Source organism: Gluconobacter japonicus (assembly GCF_015244665.1).
GTDB lineage: Bacteria > Pseudomonadota > Alphaproteobacteria > Acetobacterales > Acetobacteraceae > Gluconobacter > Gluconobacter japonicus.
Genome location: NZ_JABCQN010000001.1, coordinates 425,530 through 442,957, shown reverse-complemented (window position 1 = coordinate 442,957; position 17,428 = coordinate 425,530). Strand labels below are relative to the sequence as shown.

General features: G+C 57.8%; 14 protein-coding genes. 9 read left to right on the top strand and 5 right to left on the bottom strand.

What is annotated here, in order from left to right:
• Positions 1–34 precede the first annotated feature (34 nt).
• Positions 35–2,581, bottom strand: a complete 2,547-nt coding sequence (locus HKD32_RS01985; protein ID WP_061929253.1) for a TonB-dependent receptor — start codon at positions 2,579–2,581, stop codon at positions 35–37.
• A gap of 126 nt (positions 2,582–2,707) precedes the next feature.
• Here HKD32_RS01985 and HKD32_RS01980 point away from each other — a divergent pair, with 126 nt between their 5' ends.
• Positions 2,708–3,823, top strand: coding sequence for an aromatic ring-hydroxylating oxygenase subunit alpha (locus tag HKD32_RS01980; RefSeq protein ID WP_194257416.1), 1,116 nt, complete (start codon positions 2,708–2,710; stop codon positions 3,821–3,823).
• Entirely contained in the window at positions 3,820–4,836 is a 1,017-nt protein-coding gene (locus HKD32_RS01975) for a bifunctional GNAT family N-acetyltransferase/(deoxy)nucleoside triphosphate pyrophosphohydrolase (RefSeq protein WP_061929172.1), read from the top strand. Before HKD32_RS01980 ends, HKD32_RS01975 begins: the two co-directional genes overlap by 4 nt.
• Positions 4,837–4,877: 41 nt before the next feature.
• On the opposite strand, the gene HKD32_RS01970 is transcribed toward HKD32_RS01975, so the two are convergent.
• On the bottom strand, positions 4,878–5,771 hold the full coding sequence (locus HKD32_RS01970) for an SMP-30/gluconolactonase/LRE family protein (protein WP_034881105.1): 894 nt from the start codon (positions 5,769–5,771) through the stop codon (positions 4,878–4,880).
• Between the two features lie 102 nt (positions 5,772–5,873).
• Between HKD32_RS01970 and HKD32_RS01965 the strand changes: the two genes are divergently transcribed.
• Positions 5,874–6,638 carry a competence/damage-inducible protein A gene (locus tag HKD32_RS01965; protein WP_026017392.1) on the top strand — a complete coding sequence of 255 codons (765 nt, stop codon included), beginning with the start codon at positions 5,874–5,876 and terminating at the stop codon, positions 6,636–6,638.
• 46 nt (positions 6,639–6,684) lie between these two features.
• Here the strand turns inward: HKD32_RS01965 and HKD32_RS01960 are convergent, their stop codons facing one another.
• The 3 genes from HKD32_RS01960 to HKD32_RS01950 are packed head-to-tail and all read right to left on the bottom strand — an operon-like array spanning position 6,685 to position 9,081.
• Entirely contained in the window at positions 6,685–7,659 is a 975-nt protein-coding gene (locus tag HKD32_RS01960) for an acetyl-CoA carboxylase carboxyltransferase subunit alpha (RefSeq protein WP_194257533.1), read from the bottom strand.
• Positions 7,660–7,705: 46 nt separating this feature from the next.
• Entirely contained in the window at positions 7,706–8,629 is a 924-nt protein-coding gene (locus tag HKD32_RS01955; protein WP_061929168.1) for a tyrosine recombinase, read from the bottom strand.
• Positions 8,630–8,646: 17 nt separating this feature from the next.
• Positions 8,647–9,081 (bottom strand): hypothetical protein, encoded by a 435-nt coding sequence (locus HKD32_RS01950; protein ID WP_061929166.1) that lies wholly within the window; start codon positions 9,079–9,081, stop codon positions 8,647–8,649.
• 62 nt (positions 9,082–9,143) lie between these two features.
• On the opposite strand from HKD32_RS01950, the gene aroB reads away from it, so the two are divergent.
• From aroB to HKD32_RS01920, 6 genes are all read left to right on the top strand, one after another.
• A complete protein-coding gene (aroB, locus tag HKD32_RS01945) occupies positions 9,144–10,826 on the top strand; it encodes a 3-dehydroquinate synthase (protein WP_194257415.1) in 1,683 nt (560 codons plus the stop codon).
• A gap of 320 nt (positions 10,827–11,146) precedes the next feature.
• Positions 11,147–12,292: an OmpA family protein gene (locus tag HKD32_RS01940; RefSeq protein WP_010501197.1), complete on the top strand. Its 1,146-nt coding sequence runs from the start codon at positions 11,147–11,149 to the stop codon at positions 12,290–12,292.
• 145 nt (positions 12,293–12,437) lie between these two features.
• Positions 12,438–13,001 carry a GtrA family protein gene (locus tag HKD32_RS01935; RefSeq protein WP_194257414.1) on the top strand — a complete coding sequence of 188 codons (564 nt, stop codon included), beginning with the start codon at positions 12,438–12,440 and terminating at the stop codon, positions 12,999–13,001.
• An 83-nt stretch (positions 13,002–13,084) separates the two neighbouring features.
• Positions 13,085–15,724 carry an alanine--tRNA ligase gene (gene alaS / locus HKD32_RS01930; protein WP_194257413.1) on the top strand — a complete coding sequence of 880 codons (2,640 nt, stop codon included), beginning with the start codon at positions 13,085–13,087 and terminating at the stop codon, positions 15,722–15,724.
• A 116-nt stretch (positions 15,725–15,840) separates the two neighbouring features.
• Positions 15,841–16,524, top strand: coding sequence for a carbonic anhydrase (locus HKD32_RS01925; RefSeq protein WP_010501191.1), 684 nt, complete (start codon positions 15,841–15,843; stop codon positions 16,522–16,524).
• Between the two features lie 32 nt (positions 16,525–16,556).
• Positions 16,557–17,381: an endonuclease/exonuclease/phosphatase family protein gene (locus tag HKD32_RS01920; RefSeq protein ID WP_061929160.1), complete on the top strand. Its 825-nt coding sequence runs from the start codon at positions 16,557–16,559 to the stop codon at positions 17,379–17,381.
• Positions 17,382–17,428: the final 47 nt, after the last annotated feature.

Here is a 17,428-nt window from a genome sequence, read left to right as displayed (position 1 = left end):
TTGGGCGGCTTTTTTAATACTCTATCTGATCTCCTTAGAACGACGCGCTGACCGTTCCGAAGAACTCACGAACCGCACCCCGCTCCATGGACTGATAATCACCCGTCGCAGGGTTATCATTCTGGCCCATCATGGCGATGTATTTCGTGTTGAACAGATTATAGACGTTGAAGCTCGCCGTAACATCCTTCAGCACACTCAGCTTGCCGAAACGATACTGCATGCCAGCATTTGCCAGCCAGTACCCACCAACAGATGTGTCATTCATGAAGCTGTAGTAGCGGCGGCTATAGTAGTTGGCATCGAAATGCGCCGTCGCCCCCTTCCATGTGTAGGAGACGGACGTCTTGTACATCCAGGCGGGGTAATTGACGATATTCTTGCCTGCCAATGCATAGAACCCGCCCGACGTATCAACATCCCGATCATAGGTTCCCTTGTTGTAGCTGACGTTATTGCTAATGCTCAGCCCTTCAACGGGCGTCAGTGTGATATCGCCATTGGCACCCGTCATGGAAATATGACCGAAGTCGATGACCTGAGACACCGGATTGGTCAAAGACCCGACAGCCGCCGCAAGGATCGGATGGATCAGGCTGGCATGATAGACGGTCGCATTCGCCTGAAGATACTTGGACGTATAACGATATCCGCCCAGATAAACCCATGCCTTGGACGGCTCGAGGGACTTCTTCTGTGCCTGGAAAGTCGCCTGATCTTCAACCGAATAAACAGAGTTCGCCACGCCATAGGCTGACACCTCATAGGCGCGCATGTTCTCCGCCACATCCACATACAGTTCGTGGTGGTTGTTGATGTGCCAGTCCAGATTGAGATGCGGCAGGAAGGCCTGAGACGCCGTCAGCGACCCATTCGGTAGCTCATCAGAGCCGGTCCAGTCCGCGTTATTATAGTTCGCGCCCCCAGCCGTCGTCGCAACCATGGACTTGAATCCGGCGTGCAACGTTAGGCCCTCCGTCAGACGAATGCTGTCCTGCAGATGGAATTGCATGACATTGGTCGTCCAATCGAAATTATAGCCCTGAAGGAAGGCCCGTCCGTAAACATTGTAGGGACCGACCGCCTTAAGTGGTGCGCCCTCACCCAGCACCGGCTGCTGATAATTGAACAGACCAGCCTGCTGGGTGTTGTTCTCGTACCAGACACCGCCTTCGATCGTGTGACGCCCCCACTTGTAGCGAAGGCTCGTATCAAGGCCGTAGCGCTCCTGACGGTTCTGCCAGACCTCTTCGGAGAACGGCGCCCCGTTCGGGGACGGATCTTCAGAGTCCGTGTAACTGTAATAGCCGGTCTGACTGTGACCATAGACCGTCGTATTCCAGGTCAGACGATCAGTCAGGGCAAGATCGAAATGCAGACCGCCCATGTAATTGGTTTCAGCCTGACCACCATCATACATGGCAATTTCAGAACCATTGATACCCGGAACGCCACCATAGCCTGCCGGAAGCGCCGCTTCTCCATTGGCAATCCGGTACGCCAGACCATAATTCGGATAAAGATGCGGCGTCCGCCAGCCGAGATTCTTCAAAATCCCGATGGACGTATCAGGATAGTTCCACTGCGCCAGACTGGACCAGTTAAAGAATGCAGACATACGGCTGCGCTGCCCGATCGGCTGCACAAGCTTGGCATCAACCTGCTGCATGAACTGGTCACCACTCCCCATCCACATGCCTTCATCTGTCCGGGCATAGGACGTGTAGAACTTCGTGCCAGAGCTGTTCAGCTTACCAGAGTCCAGTCGAACATAGGTGCGATAGGAGTTGTAACTGCCGAAAGACTGACTGACCTTGCCGCCCCGCGTGTCGTTGGGATCAGACGACCCGATCTGAATTGTCCCGCCCAGCGTGTTGGTGGAAGGCAGTTCCACAGACCCGGCACCCTGAGACATCCGCATGGACTGGATGTCATCCGGAATGATCGCAGAGGCAAGGCTCATGCCGCTCACAGACTGGTAGGTCTGGTCGTTCAGCGGAACGCCATCAACCGTCACACCCATCTGGTTCATAAAGAAGCCACGGACGTAAAGATTTGCACCGAAACTATCGATTCCGAACGGATCGGTAGACGTAAAACTGACGCCCGGCATTCGGTCCAGCATCCGATACGGACTGGTGCCCGGCACGAACTGCCGCATGACAGCCTTGGAAACAGCCTGCTCCGCATCACGTCCCGTCAACTGACGCGCCGTCACGGACACGCTCTCGGTCGAACGGGATTCCACATTGGTGCGACGAACGCGCTTTGCCGCCACTACGGGCGCAGCAGGCGCAACCGCAACGGCAGCAGGAGCCACATCATGACGGGTCGGCATATGCCGGTGCTTCGGAGCAACCGTCTTGGTCGCCTCAGCGGCATGGACCTGAGAGTGAAGGGCCAACAGTGCAATAGACGACAGAAGCAGGGGTTTGTTGCGCACTGAGGCCAATACTCCGGAAATATGGGGGATCACAAGATTAGGGAAGCGGTGTCCTAGCCAAGCATCTTTATTAGGCAAAGCCTTTGAGGCCGTGGATGATGTTTCAATGACATCTGACCTGTGCTTTTCCAGCCTCATGTTGCCCAAATGACGCGATTTGCCGCGATACGGCCTTCCCCCTTCCGGTATGGACCTTTTGCCTGTTAGGCTCGTTTCAAGACTATGCCTTTCAAAGGCCCGGCTTCATCAAGGATCGGGATATCAATGTCGCAGAGTACAGTAGATGCCGACGCCATTATCAGCAGCATCTCCCCAAACGAGCCTCCAGCCCGCAATACAGACCTGCGTCGCATCCGCTCCAACCCGGATTACTGGTACCCTGTCGCCTGGTCCCATGAACTCCAGCGCGGCAAGACCATCGGCACGCGCTATGCCGGACAGCCGATTGCCCTTGTCCGCCCTCTGGATGGCACCGTCTTCGCACTCGAAGACCGCTGCGCTCACCGGCAGGTTCCTCTGAGCCTTGGCCGCGTCAGCGGTGAAGCGGTGCAGTGCTGCTACCACGGCTGGGCTTACGGCCGCTCAGGCCGCTGCATTGACGTCCCCTATCTGGGCAAGAACAAACTTCCGAATGGCGTCCGCACCTATCCATGCCGCGAAGAAGGCGGCCTGATCTTCATTTTCCCAGGAGATCCGGCAAAAGCGGATACCACGCCCTTCCCGGCACTCGGCTCTGTTCGCGACCCGGCCTACAAGACGCGTCGTTTCGGCAAGAAAGTCGCCTGCCACTACAGCTTCATGCATGAAAACCTGATGGATATGAACCATCAGTTCATGCACATGAAGCAGATGGGCCAGATGAAACCCCGCTTTCTGGGCGGCAAGGACGAGCCAACACTGGTCGAAGCCCGTTACAGCTTCGCCCGGACAAGCGGCAAGCAGCCTTGGGGTGAAGCTCTGATCTTTGGCGAGCGCCGGGATGCCAGCGAGCGCTACGCCCATCGCGACGTCATGACGATCCGGACAGAATATCCCTACCAGACCCTGAGGATCGCCACGGGTGACGAACCGCCGGTCATGGATCTGTGGATCATCTATGTCCCGCAGGATGCCGACGAAAAAACCTGTCGTGTTTTCGGCCTTCTGTCAGTCCGCAAACCGAAAGTCCGCGTTGTTCTGGATCTGGCATGGCCGTTCCTTGTCGCCTTCACGGAACGGATTTTTAAGGAAGACCGTGATATCGTAGAACTCGAACAGGCCGCCTGGAACGAGTTGGGCGGCGATCACAATCAGGAAGTCTTCCCCGTCATCAACACGCTGCGCCGTCTGCTGGCCCGTTGCGGCGTCCCTGAGGAGCAGGATTCAACAAGCCCGACATGACACCCGAACTGAAAGCGGGGGATTTTCTTTTACGTCCCCTCCGCCCGGAAGACGCACCAGCCGTCCATCGCCTCGTGAACGACTGGAGCGTGGTCCGCATGCTCAGCCGCCTCCCTTTCCCTTACCCACGCGATCTTGCCGAAAAATGGATCGCCTCCACGCTGGAAGACAGCGCACGCGGCGAAGCACATCACTTCGCCGTAACGCGCGATGGAACCCTTCTGGGAGCGGTCGGCCTTGTCCTGTCAGACGACAGACGCTCCGCCTCTCTTGGATACTGGGCGTCTCCAGCGGTCTGGGGTCAGGGCATGACAACGGCTGCGGCAAAGCGCGTCGTGGAATGGGCCTTGCAGGTTCTCAAGATCGAAAAACTGACGGCGGATGTTGCAGTCGATAATCCCGGCTCCTCTGCTGTCCTGCACAAGCTGGGTTTTCAGGAAACAGGCCGCGCCACCCGACGCTTCGTGTCTCGTGGGGCCGAATGTCCCATCATTGTACATGAATTAACCCGCTCAGGGTTTCTACAGCAGGATTCTACCATTCAGGACGTCATTATCCCGCAGCCTATGCAGGAAAAAGCCCCGATACCTCCTGCCGTGCAATCGCCCAAACCCCGAACCCTTCTGGTCGTAGCCGCTGCCCTTCTGGACGCACAGGGGCGCATCCTCTTGGCCCGTCGCCCGGAAGGAAAACGCCTGGCCGGTCTCTGGGAGTTTCCAGGCGGAAAGGTTGAGCGGGAAGAGACGCCGGAACAGGCCCTCATCCGGGAAATGAAGGAAGAACTGGACGTGGACCTGACAGGCTCATGTCTCGCACCGTTTACGTTTGTCAGCGAAAACGCCGGACCGTTCCACCTTCTGATGCCACTCTACATTGTGCGCCGCTGGCGGGGTGTTCCCGCACCGCGGGAAGGGCAGGAACTGGCATGGGTCAACGCCGCAGATCTGGCGAAATATCCCATGCCGGACCCGGATCTGCCACTCATTCCACTTTTGCAGGAACTTTTGGGTTAAACCACCCAAGGGCTGCTTTCCCAAAAGCAGCCCCCTTTGACTCAGTCGTTCAACTGAAATTCAGCCTGCCGATTACCAGGCACATCCGTTCGGAACGCAAACAGCGAACCAGCCTGAGGCTCCTTGGCCAACGTGGCCTCATCCAGCCCCTTACGCGCCGTCGTGACGAATACAGTTTTCAGATCATCGCCCCCAAAAGCGACCTTCGTCACATTGCTCACAGGCATGGGAATGGAAGGAAGCTCCGTTCCATCCGGGCGGAAACGAACCACACGGCCACCCAGCCATGCTCCGCACCACAAATTGCCTTCACTGTCCGTCACAATTCCATCCGGATAGCCATGCGTCAGTGTGGCGAAAACCCGTTCATTGGAAAGATCGCCATTCTCATCCACATCGAATGCATAAATCGTCTGCTTCGGGCTGTGACAGACATACAGCACACGCCCGCACGGTGAGACCGCCGGACCATTCGAGACGATATAGCCTTCGTTATGATGCGTAATGTCCAGACCATCTTCCGTATGCACGACGCGATAGATTGAACCCGTCGGCTCTTCTTCCCCATCATCCATTGTGCCGAACCAGACGCGACCCAACGGATCCACGCAACCGTCATTCAGACGATTACCCGGCTTCTCAGGCTCGATCTCCGGCCCGGCTTCAAAATCGCCGCTTTCCGGATCAAAGCCATGCAGCCCATCCCGCAGGCCAGCGAGGAAAGTTCCGTTTGCCACAGGCAGCAGGAACCCCAGGCGGTCCGGCGCATCCCACGTCTTGTGCGCACCTGTTTCCGGCGTGAACCGGTGCACCTTGGCCGCAATAATATCCACGAAATAAAGCGACTTTTCAGCCTCACTCCAGACAGGGCCCTCGCCCAGCGTTGCACGCAGATCGAGAATACATTCAGGGAGATGGTGCTTCAGAGTGCTCATGAGTGTCCTGTTTGAAATTGCGCAGGGCTAGACGTCCGCCCCTGCTCGACAACGTGGCACAACGCGCTACGTTTGATCCATCAGACTATCAGGACGAGACTCATGCTTCAAAAAAACGCCTGCCTGCTCGTCATAGGCAACGAAATACTCTCCGGCCGCACACAGGATGCCAACACACAGGTTCTGGCCCGCGCTCTGAATGCCCAAGGCATCCGGCTGCTCGAAGTGCGCGTCATTCCAGACATTGAAAATCACATCGTCCAGACCGTCACTGAATGTCGGGCCCGATTCGATATTCTCTTCACCTGCGGTGGCATTGGCCCCACCCATGATGACATCACGGCAGAATGCATCGCCAAGGCCATGGGCGTTCCCCTGCTTCGCCATGAGCCCACGTTTCAGAAGCTTGAAGCTCTTATGGGGAAAGAGAAGTTCAATACCGCGCGACAGCGGATGGCCATGTTTCCGGAGGGCGCAGTTCCCATCGAAAATGCAATTTCTGCGGCACCCGGCTTCAGCATAGGAAATGTGCATGTGATGGCCGGCGTTCCGTCCATCTTCGCGTCCATGGTGGACGCTCTGGTCCCTCAACTGGAAAAAGGCCCTCCTCTAACATCCGTCAGTTGGCACGCGGCAGGCTTGAAGGAAGGCGATTTCGCAGATGATCTGCGCCGATTGCAGGACAGGTTTCCGGGAATTGACCTCGGCTCTTATCCCTACGGTCTGACAGATGGCACGAAAGGCACGGCTCTCGTCGCCAAAGGCTATGACGCAGAAGCCGTTACAACAGTAGGACCACTTCTTCACGACCTCATCATGGCCCATGGCCGTGAGCCAGTCAGCGGCGACCCTCCGCACAAAGCGTAAGGTCAAAAAAAAAACCGCTGCTCCAAAGGGCAGCGGTTTTTTTGTATCAGTTCAGAGACCCACGGGTCATGGACAGGAACTTGTCCCGGCGCTTCTGGAGAAGAGCTGGCCCCGTCAACTTCTGAAGCTCTGCCAGTTCCTCGGCAATCGCGTTGCCAACCGCATGAACCGCATCGTCCGGAGAGCGCTGCGCGCCCCCGATCGGCTCCGCAACAATCCGGTCAATCAAGCCAAGACCCTGCAGATCCTGCGCTGTCAGCTTCAGGGCTTCGGCGGCGGCAGGAGCCAGCTTCGGATCGCGCCACAGGATGGAGGCAGCGGCTTCCGGGGAAATGACGGAATAGATCGAGTGCTCAAGCATCAGCACACGGTCACCGGCACCAATGGCGATAGCGCCGCCGGAACCACCCTCACCGATCACCGTAGCGATCAGGGGCACAGGAGCCTTGAGGCAAATGTCGATGGACTTCGCAATGGCCTGAGCCTGCCCACGGGCTTCTGCGTCAATTCCCGGCCAAGCACCGGCCGTATCAATGAAGCTCAGAATCGGCAGACCGAAACGACCAGCCATCTCCACGAGACGTTGCGCCTTCCGGTACCCTTCCGGACGGGCCATGCCAAAATTATGGCGCAAACGCGTTTCCGTATCGTGACCGCGCTCCGTCCCGATCACCACGACAGGCTCTCCACGGAAGCGGGCCAGACCACCGATCATGGCTTCATCATCACCAAAGGCGCGGTCACCGGCCAGAGGCGTGAAATCTGTGGTCAGGAGACGAACATAGTCCAGAGCCTTGGGCCGCTGGGCGTGACGGGCAACCTGCACCTTCTGCAATGGCGTAAGCTTTGCATAGGTCGCACGAAGCTGTTTGTCCGCCTTGTCTGAAAGACGGGCAACCTCGTCATCGATATTGATGCCGCTGGTGCCGGAGTCCTTCTCCTGGCTGCCCATCTGGCGGAGTTCGTCGATCTTGGTCTCGAGTTCGGCGACCGACTTCTCGAAATCTAGGAATTGGCGCATGGCCAGCCGGATAGCACGCCAGCGCATCCGGAAACAGCCCCCCGTGCTATTCCGAATCAGCGGGGCCCGCAGGCACAACTTTCGCCAAAGGATGATGCGCTGTCACAAGCTGCCTCAGACGTTCCGCCATCACCTGCGTATAAATCTGGGTGGTCGCGATATCAGCATGGCCCAAAAGCATCTGAAGCGCCCGCAGATCAGCTCCATGCGCCAGAAGGTGACTGGCAAAGGAATGTCTGAGCACATGCGGGCTGACGCGCTCCGGATCAATCCCTGCTTTCAGCGCACAGGCCAGCAGGATCTTGTCGAACCCCTGACGGGTTAGAGGCTGGCTCGGATCACGTCCCGGAAAGAGATAAGGGCTCCCCAGATCCCGATCAAAATAGACAAGAGCCTCCGCTGCCTCCCGCGCACTGCGGGACAGCGGCACCAGACGCTCCCTGCCCCCCTTGCCACGCACGAGAAGCATCGCGCCTTTTGCCTTCACACAACTGGCCGGCAACGACAGCAATTCGGAAATACGCAGTCCGGTTGTGTAAAGAAGTTCCAAAGCGGCCCGGGACAGAAGATCCCGCCGCTCGTTCTCATGCCCCTTCGTCCCTTCTTCCAGAAGAAGGCGGATTTCTTTCTCATCCAGCGGACGCGGAAGCGAAGCAGAGATTTTGGGAGCCTGCTGACGGTCGGTCGGATCATCGGACCGAATCGATTCCAGCATGAGAAAACGATAAAACTGCTTCAGGCAGGAGAGACGCCGCGCTGCCGTCCGGGCCGCCATTCCAGCCTGCGACAGAGACGCCAGATAATTCCGAACCTGTTCACCCGTCGCCTGCGCCAACGACGCGGGTGCACAATGACGGGCAAAGTCAGACAGGTCAGATGCGTAGGCCTGCCGGGTTTTCAGTGCCGCACCACGCTCCGCCGCCAGCATTTCCAGAAATGCCTCGACGTGACGATCCGTGACCTCTGTCATCCGGCAGACCGTATCCTTCAGTGTGCTGGTGCCGCCTGTGCAGGCGCCACCGCCGCGCCCTGAGACGGTGCAGGCTTGGGGGCTGGCATTGTCGGCAGCGGTGTAGATGGCGTCAGCACAGGGGCACTTGACGCAGCCGGAGCGGGCGCAGGAACCGTACCAGCAGCAGGGGCCGGAGCCGCAGGTGTCGGGGCCACCGGCGCAGCAACCGGCTGGGCAGTTCCCGGAACAGGAGCGGCTGGCACAGGCGGCATGGCAGGCAACGCAGCCGGAGCGGCACTCGTCGTCGCAAACGTGGACGCCGGAATGTCTTTGTGAACCTGCGTCTGCTCAGGCGGAACAGCATTCATGCCCAGACGCAGGAAACCGCCACCCAGCACAACAGCGAGAATGACAAGGCCTCCCCCGGCAATCATGGGAAGACGGGAAGACGAACGATCAGATTGGGCCATTATGTTCAGGTCTCAAAGTGCAGGCAGGACGTGATGCCCTCTCCTATGATAGGTAGCAGAGCATGTCACCTCTGCCACCCTCACTTTCCGCCGATTGGGCGGTCACTCACCCCACACCGACAAGCACAGTTGTTCTCGTCGGCATGATGGGAGCCGGAAAAACCACTGTCGGCCGCCGCCTGGCACAGGTTTATGGCCTGCCGTTCATTGATGCCGATGCAGAGATAGAACGCGCCGCCGGTTGCACGATTCCCGAAATCTTCGCCCGTCACGGAGAAGCCTATTTCCGAGCAGGTGAACGCCGGGTCATCCAGCGCCTCATCAAGGGACCACCCTGCATCCTGGCAACAGGCGGCGGTGCATGGATGGACGCGCAGACGCGCCAGCTTGTGCGGAAGCATGCCGTTTCGGTCTGGCTGAGAGCGCCAGTCCACGTCCTTCTGCGGCGCGTGCATGGTCGAGGGGGCAGGCCACTTCTGGCTCAGGGCAGCCCGGAAGACATCATGACCCGTCTGGTTGGGGTCCGGTACCCCGTCTATGCGGAAGCTGACATCATCATAGATTGTGGAGATGAAACCGTGGAACAGGGCGTCCAACGTGTTTGCGAAAGCCTTTCGGAGCATACACATCCTCAGAAAGTCCATGTCGCACTGGCGCAGCACAGCTACGACGTTCTGATTGGCTCAGACCTAATTTCACGCGCGGGCGCCCGAATTGCTCCCCTCCTGCGCCAGAAGCGGATCGTCATCATTACAGATGACACGGTCGCTGCCCTGCACCTTCCACGTCTGCTGGCATCCTTCGCAGAAACCGGGATTGAGACCGAGGTTATTTCGGTCATCGGTGGCGAGGAGAGCAAATCCCTCTCCTGTTACGGCGAGATCATGACGCGCCTTCTGTCTCTGGGAATCGAACGCGGCACAACTATCGTTGCTTTGGGAGGAGGCGTCATTGGGGATCTCGCAGGCTTCGTCGCAGCTACGGCACTGCGCGGCATTCCCTTCGTCCAGATTCCAACGACTCTTCTCGCACAGGTCGATAGTTCCGTCGGTGGCAAAACCGGCATCAATTCTCCCTCCGGGAAAAACTTGATCGGCGCATTCCATCAACCCATCATCGTGCTGGCCGACAATTCAGCCCTCGCGACTCTACCCCGTCGACAGCGGGTTGCCGGTTATGCCGAAATTGTGAAGTCCGGTCTGATCGCAGATTCAGATCTTTTCGCCTGGTGTGAAGACAACGGCAGCGATGTCCTGAGCGGAGATCCGGCCGCACTCGCCGAGGCGGTTCGCCGTGCCTGTGTTTTCAAAGCCGCCGTTGTGGCCGCTGATGAAAAAGAACAAGCCAAACAGAACGGACGCGCACTCCTCAATCTTGGTCACACCTTTGGCCATGCCATTGAGGCTGAACTCGGTTACGACGGTCGTATCCTTCATGGGGAAGCCGTTTCCATCGGGTTGCATCTGGCGATGGCTCTTTCTGTAAAGCTTGGCCACGCGCCAGAAGAAGATCTCGCTCGCCTCGACAGCCACCTTCGCTCCCTTGAGATGCCCACCAGTTTTGACTGGTTTAAAGAATCGTTCTCAGCACAAACACTTCTCGACCACATGACTCGGGACAAGAAGATGCAGAATGGACGCATTTCTTTTGTTCTGCTGCACGGTATTGGAAAGGCTTTTACAAGTCGTGACGTTCCGATGGAAAGTGTGCGTAACTTGCTGATAAATGAAGGCTGCCAGCCATGAGGACTGTTACAGTCCTTTATGAAAGAGCCTAACTTTCTGTTTTTTCACTGCATTTGATTTTCACAAATCCAGCGGATGCTCTGGCATCCGCAGAAACGTTCAGCTATGGCAACAGGGACGCGAGGCGTAGATCGTAAACCGGGCGGAATGGAATGTGACTTTTTTGTCACTCCCTCCACCCCGAGTGGATCTGGGATGCTCTGTCTGGCTTTGTCCGAGGGAACTACCCGATCTATATGCGCTTATGCATCGCGCTGGGTCCGTTGGTCGAAGCAGTTCTGCCACTGGCTCGAAACGTTAGTCACTAAGAGGACGAAAACATGCGTCTCCGCACGGCACTCCTTGCCATGACGTCGATGGTCGCCGCACCGTCGCTCGCCATGGCCAGCACGGTCACTGGCCCGTACGTCAACATTGGCGGTGGTTACAACCTGGTTCAGAACCAGCACGCCAGCTTCTCGCCAACCACGCAGGCTGATGGCTCCACCAGCAATGCTGGCAGCAGCTCCCAGTTCCGTCACAAGGACGGCTTCACGGGCTTCGGCGCTTTCGGCTGGGGCTTCGGCAACGGTCTGCGCGTTGAAGTTGAGGGCGTATACAACTACTCCCAGATCAACCACCGCAACAAGACGGCTGCTACGGGCTCCACGAAGGGTTCCGATCAGGCATATGGCGGCTTCGTCAACGTCCTGTATGACATCGATCTGGCCCACTTCGGCCTGAACGTTCCTGTCACGCCGTTCGTTGGTGTTGGCGCTGGCTACCTGTGGCAGCACTACAACCCGATCACGACGAACTACTCCAACGGTGCGGTTAACCGCGTCGGTGGTACGCAGGGCAGCTTCGCGTATCAGGGTATCGTCGGTGCAGCTTACGACATTCCGGGCGTTCCGGGTCTTGCTGTCACGACCGAATACCGCTTCATCGGTCAGCAGTTTGCTGATGGCGCTTACCGTTCCACCTCCTGGAACCGTAACGGCAGCGGCCTGCACAAGGGCAACGTGAACTTCGATCCGCGCTTCTCGCACCAGTTCATCCTGGGCCTGCGTTATGCGTTCGACACGGCTCCGCCGCCGCCGCCGCCGGCTCCGGTTGTTGTTCCGCCAGCACCGACCCCAGCTCGCACGTACCTCGTGTTCTTCGACTGGGATAAGTCTGACCTGACGGGCCGCGCTCGTGAGATCGTTGCTCAGGCAGCTCAGGCTTCCACGCACGTCCAGACGACGCGCATCGAAGTTAACGGCTACACCGATAACTCCGCAGCCCACCCGGGCCCGCGTGGTGAGCGTTACAACATGGGTCTGTCCCTCCGCCGCGCCCAGAGCGTGAAGGCTGAACTGATTCGTGACGGCGTTCCGGCAGCTGCTGTCGACATCCACGGCTATGGCGAAAGCAAGCCGCTGGTTCCGACAGGCCCGAACACCCGCGAGCCGCAGAACCGTCGCGTCGAAATCATCCTGAAGTAATTCAGTTTGATAAGGCGCCGGAGCCCTCGGGCTCCGGGTTTTCTGAAAAAGGCGTCCTTCGGGACGCCTTTTTTAGTTTCAGGGCATTTGCAGCCCCCTCCACTTCACGTTAGAGCAACTTCACCCCTACCACGGAGACGCCTCTTTGCGACGCACCCGTATTTTCTATCCACGATCCCGCCCTCAGATCGTTGACCAGTTTTTGCGGTTTGGCATTGTTGGCGCACTTGGTTTTTTTGTGGATTGGGCAAGCGTTGATCTTCTGCGACCTGAAATCGGCCTCATCGCAGCAACGATCGGAGCATATTTTACTGCCGCCACTTTCAACTGGGTTCTCAATCGATTGTGGACATTTCGGTCCACAGCAGCCGACAACCAGCACCTGATCCTGCAATGGCTGCATTTTCTTCTGGCTAATTCTTTCGGCTTTCTCCTCAATCGCGGTGCCGTTTTCCTGCTTTACGCCCTCGTACCGTTCACGGTCACTTACCCGGTCGTTGCACTTGCCATTGGCGCTGGCTGCGGAATGCTGGCAAATTTCAACCTGTCCAGACGACTGGTTTTCCGCGCCAAGGTTCCTGAAACACCCATGGAACTTGTTCAGATGGCTGTAGAAATTCCTGCAGCAGGCCTGACCTCCCCTGAACCCGAACCGCAAATATCGTTGCCTCAGGAAAATTCAGAAGTCTTTCAGCAGAAAGCTCCCTGACCCGTACATTTCCAAGCGGCTCACAATGGTCTAGGAGTAAGGCTAGTTTTTCCCGCCTTCTCCGGAACCTGACGCTTCAGCTCATGACCAGCACAAACGACATCCGCTCAGCCTTCCTCGACTATTTCGGGTCGAACGGCCATCGCATTGTTCCCTCGGCTTCCCTCGTGCCGCAGAACGATCCAACGCTGCTGTTTACGAACGCTGGCATGGTGCCGTTCAAGAACGTCTTTACGGGTCAGGAAACACGCCCCTACAACCGTGCGACCACGGCCCAGAAAGTCGTGCGCGCAGGCGGCAAGCACAACGACCTCGATAACGTCGGCTATACAGCCCGTCATCACACCTTCTTCGAAATGATGGGCAACTTCAGCTTTGGAGATTACTTCAAAGCTGATGCCATTGATTTCGCATGGACGCTGCTGACACGCGATTTCGGCCTTCCGAAAGAAAAGCTCCTCGCTACGGTTTACGCCGACGATGAAGAAGCTGCCGATCTCTGGAAAAAAGTGGCCGGCCTGAGCGATGATCGCATCATCCGCATCGCCACGTCTGACAACTTCTGGCGCATGGGCGACACGGGACCATGTGGTCCGTGTTCAGAAATCTTCTACGATCACGGTGAGAGCGTCTTCGGTGGCCCTCCGGGCAGCCCGGATGAGGATGGCGATCGCTTCGTCGAGATCTGGAACCTCGTGTTCATGCAGTTCCTCGATCAGGCCGATGGCTCCCGCGACAATCTGCCACGCCCATCGATCGACACAGGCATGGGTCTGGAACGCTTTGCCGCCATCATGCAGGGCAAGCGCGACAACTACGACACCGACACGATGCGTGCGCTCATCGAGTCCTCCGCCGATATCATGAGCCAGGACGCAGACGGCCCGTTCAAGTCCAGCCATCGCGTTGTTGCAGATCACTTACGCTCCACGGCATTCCTGATTGCTGACGGCGTTCTGCCATCCAAGGAAGGTCGCGGCTACGTCCTGCGTCGCATCATGCGTCGCGCCATGCGCCATTTGCACATCATGGGCGCCAAGGATCCGGTGTTCTACCGTCTGCTTCCCGCCCTGATCCAGCAGATGGGCGCAGCCTATCCGGAACTCGTGCAGCATCAGGCTCTCATCACCGAAACCATGAAGGGTGAGGAAGAACGCTTCACAGCCCTGCTGGAACGCGGTCTGACACTTCTGTCCGATGAAGTCAGCCGCCTCGGCGACAAGCAGGCCCTTCCCGGCGATGTCGCCTTCAAACTCTATGACACATTTGGCTTCCCGCTGGATCTGACGCAGGACGCCCTGCGTGAGCAGGGTCGCACCGTTGATGAAGCCGGCTTTGAAAGCGCCATGACCGAACAGCGCCAGCGTGCCCGTGCGGCCTGGGTCGGCTCCGGCGATACTGCTGCCGAAACCGTATGGTTCGATGCGCGTGACAAGCATGGCGCAAGTGAGTTCCTCGGATATGTTTCTGAAAAGGCTGATGCTGAAGTTCAGGGCATTTTCCGGGGCAATGACGAACTGGCCGAAGCGCCTGCTAGTGCTGACACCATCGCCATCCTGTTGAACCAAACACCGTTCTACGGTGAAAGTGGCGGTCAGGTCGGCGATCACGGTACGCTCACGGCTGATGGCGTAAGAGTCGAAATCACGGATACCCAGAAGCGCAATGGCGATCTGATCGTTCATTACGGCAAAGTCGTTGAAGGCACACTGAAGCCCGGCATGGCCGTTCATGCCGAAATCGACCATACGCGCCGCACCGCTATTCGTGGCCATCACTCCGCCACCCATCTGCTGCATGAAGCTTTGCGTCGCCAGATCGGCACGCATGTCACGCAGAAGGGCAGCCTGAATGCACCCGAGCGCCTGCGCTTCGACATCAGCCAGCCTCGCCCGCTGACGGACGAAGAGCTTCTCGCTGTCGAAGCCGAAGTGAATGCCCGCATTCGCGAAAACGCACCTGTCGAAACGCGCCTGATGACGCAGGAACAGGCTGTGGCAGAAGGCGCTATGGCGCTTTTCGGTGAGAAATATGGCGACGAAGTTCGCGTGGTTTCCATGGGCAAGGGTGAAGAAGGCCGCCCGGCTTACTCCATCGAGCTTTGCGGCGGCACCCATGTTGGACGCGTTGGTGAAATCGGTCCGTTCCGCATCGTCTCTGAAAGTGGTGTTTCTGCTGGCGTTCGTCGTATCGAAGCCGTCTGCGGTGTTGCCGCCGAGACGCTGGCTCTGGAGACCGAAAGCCGTCTCAAGCAGATCGCCGAACTACTGAAGGTTCCGGTGTCTGACACCATCGCTCGCGTTACCGCCCTGCTGGAAGAACGGAAGTCTCTGAACAGCCAGATTTCCGATCTTCAGCGCAAGCTGGCGACGGGTGAAGGCACCAGTGCCACAGAAACCGTTAATGGGATTACTCTCTCTGCCCGCAATCTTGGCGATGTCAGCCCCAAGGAACTCAAAGGCCTTGCAGACAGCATTTCCAAGCAGATCGGCTCCGGTGTTGTAGCACTCATTTCCGAAGCCGATGGTCGTGGCAGCATTGTCATTTCCGTGACAGCCGATCTGAAAGATCGCCTGGATGCCGTAACACTGGTGCGTGCAGCGTCGGAAGTCATGGGCGGTAAAGGCGGCGGTGGACGGCCAGATATGGCTCAGGCTGGCGGCCCAAATGCAAATGCTGAAGAAGTCTTTGCAATGCTGCGCGAGCGTCTGGCTACGTCGTAAAGCGTAACGACAAGGTATGTCAGGGCAGTAACAAATGATGAAGCCGTTCTTTTACTGCTTTACCTGTCCTGACAAAGCCTCCTAACTGCTCATTAGTTTATAGAAAGGAGAACACCATGGCCTGTGGTCGTGATACTCTGGCGAAACTGCTGAGCGGTGTCCGTACATTCGAGACGGACGTCTATCCAGAGAGTGCGGAGCTGTTTGAAAGTCTGGCCACCAGCCAGTCCCCCTCCACACTGTTCATTACCTGCGCCGACAGCCGGATCAGCCCGAGCCTCGTTACCCAGACCGAACCGGGCGAGCTTTTCATCGTCCGTAACGTCGGCAACATCGTTCCGGCCTACGGCGAAATGCTTGGTGGCGTGTCTTCTGCCATTGAGTACGCTGTTGCGGCTCTCAAGGTGAAGAATGTCGTTGTGTGCGGTCATTCCAACTGCGGCGCCATGAACGCCCTGCTGGACCTGAACGCCCCGAAACTGGATGGCCTCCCCACCGTCCGGAGCTGGCTGCGCAACGCTGAAGCCGCCCGCGCCGCCATGGGTGACCTGAAGGCGGAAGATGCCGGCCCGGCCGATATCCGCCAGCTTGCAGAATACAACGTCCTGCTTCAGCTTGCTCATCTTCGCACGCATCCTGCTGTTGTCCGCGCCCTGTCGCAGGGTGAACTGACGCTGCAAGGCTGGTTCTACGACATCCCGAATGGTGAAATTCTCGTTCTCGACGAGAAAACACGCACCACACGGTCCGTCGAAAGTGTCCTCGCCGAAATGGGCGCAACTGAGAAAGAAGCCGTCTGAGGTTTTTTTCTCTACTTCTCCTCGCCGCACTGATGTGTGGCGAGGCTATTCCAACTCAGGCCAGAGACATCAAACTCTCAACCTGGAATCTGGACTGGCTCTCCCTGAAACAGACGGGAGACCCTGCTCTTCCCGATGATGTCCATGGCCGCCAGCCAAATGATTTCATCCGGTTGCATCACTACGCAACCCACCTGAAAGCCGATATCATCGCTTTTCAGGAAGTGGACGGCCCCGAACCCGCTGCACGGGTCTTCGATCCGCAAACCTATCAGATCATTCTCTCCCAAGCGCCCGTTATCCAGCGCGTCGGCCTCGCCGTGAAACGACCGCTTAATGTGACGGTCAACGAAGAGCTGTCTGCTCTGGATGTGGCCGCCCCAGATGCATCCCACCATCTAAGAACAGGCCTGGACGTCACAGTCTCTGACGGGACAAGCCATCTCCGCATTCTGGTCGTTCATCTGAAAACCGGGTGCTGGGATCAGCCTCTCACTCAACGCAAACACTCCTGCCCGACGCTGTATCAACAGTTCCAGATTCTTGAAGACTGGATTGCCGAACGTCAGGATGAAGGCGAACCCTACGCTGTTCTCGGAGATTTCAATCGCCGGCTGACGCTCCATGATCCCCTCATGCAGCAGATTGAACATGATGCCCCCGTCCTGCTCACAACAGCCGGGAAAGCCAGCCCATGCTGGAGCGGCGAATACTTCATCGACCACATCATGCTCGGTAATGAAGCACGCTCCTGGCTCATCCCGGACAGCCTGCGGGTCATGACGTACCGGAACGACACCCTGCCAGATGGCCTCTCGGATCACTGTCCCGTTTCAGTGCGGCTTCATCTTCCCTGAGCTGAGACGTATTTGCCTCTCCAGACTTTTGCCGCATGAAGGACTGT

What these genes read in the sequence shown, in the direction of transcription:
- HKD32_RS01985 (WP_061929253.1), bottom strand. Translation starts at nt 2,581, where the DNA reads ATGAGGCTGGAAAAGCACAGGTCAGATGTCATTGAAACATCATCCACG.
- HKD32_RS01980 (WP_194257416.1), top strand. Translation starts at nt 2,708, where the DNA reads ATGTCGCAGAGTACAGTAGATGCCGACGCCATTATCAGCAGCATCTCC.
- HKD32_RS01975 (WP_061929172.1), top strand. Translation starts at nt 3,820, where the DNA reads ATGACACCCGAACTGAAAGCGGGGGATTTTCTTTTACGTCCCCTCCGC.
- HKD32_RS01970 (WP_034881105.1), bottom strand. Translation starts at nt 5,771, where the DNA reads ATGAGCACTCTGAAGCACCATCTCCCTGAATGTATTCTCGATCTGCGT.
- HKD32_RS01965 (WP_026017392.1), top strand. Translation starts at nt 5,874, where the DNA reads ATGCTTCAAAAAAACGCCTGCCTGCTCGTCATAGGCAACGAAATACTC.
- HKD32_RS01960 (WP_194257533.1), bottom strand. Translation starts at nt 7,659, where the DNA reads ATGCGCCAATTCCTAGATTTCGAGAAGTCGGTCGCCGAACTCGAGACC.
- HKD32_RS01955 (WP_061929168.1), bottom strand. Translation starts at nt 8,629, where the DNA reads ATGACAGAGGTCACGGATCGTCACGTCGAGGCATTTCTGGAAATGCTG.
- HKD32_RS01950 (WP_061929166.1), bottom strand. Translation starts at nt 9,081, where the DNA reads ATGGCCCAATCTGATCGTTCGTCTTCCCGTCTTCCCATGATTGCCGGG.
- aroB (WP_194257415.1), top strand. Translation starts at nt 9,144, where the DNA reads ATGTCACCTCTGCCACCCTCACTTTCCGCCGATTGGGCGGTCACTCAC.
- HKD32_RS01940 (WP_010501197.1), top strand. Translation starts at nt 11,147, where the DNA reads ATGCGTCTCCGCACGGCACTCCTTGCCATGACGTCGATGGTCGCCGCA.
- alaS (WP_194257413.1), top strand. Translation starts at nt 13,085, where the DNA reads ATGACCAGCACAAACGACATCCGCTCAGCCTTCCTCGACTATTTCGGG.
- HKD32_RS01925 (WP_010501191.1), top strand. Translation starts at nt 15,841, where the DNA reads ATGGCCTGTGGTCGTGATACTCTGGCGAAACTGCTGAGCGGTGTCCGT.
- HKD32_RS01920 (WP_061929160.1), top strand. Translation starts at nt 16,557, where the DNA reads ATGTGTGGCGAGGCTATTCCAACTCAGGCCAGAGACATCAAACTCTCA.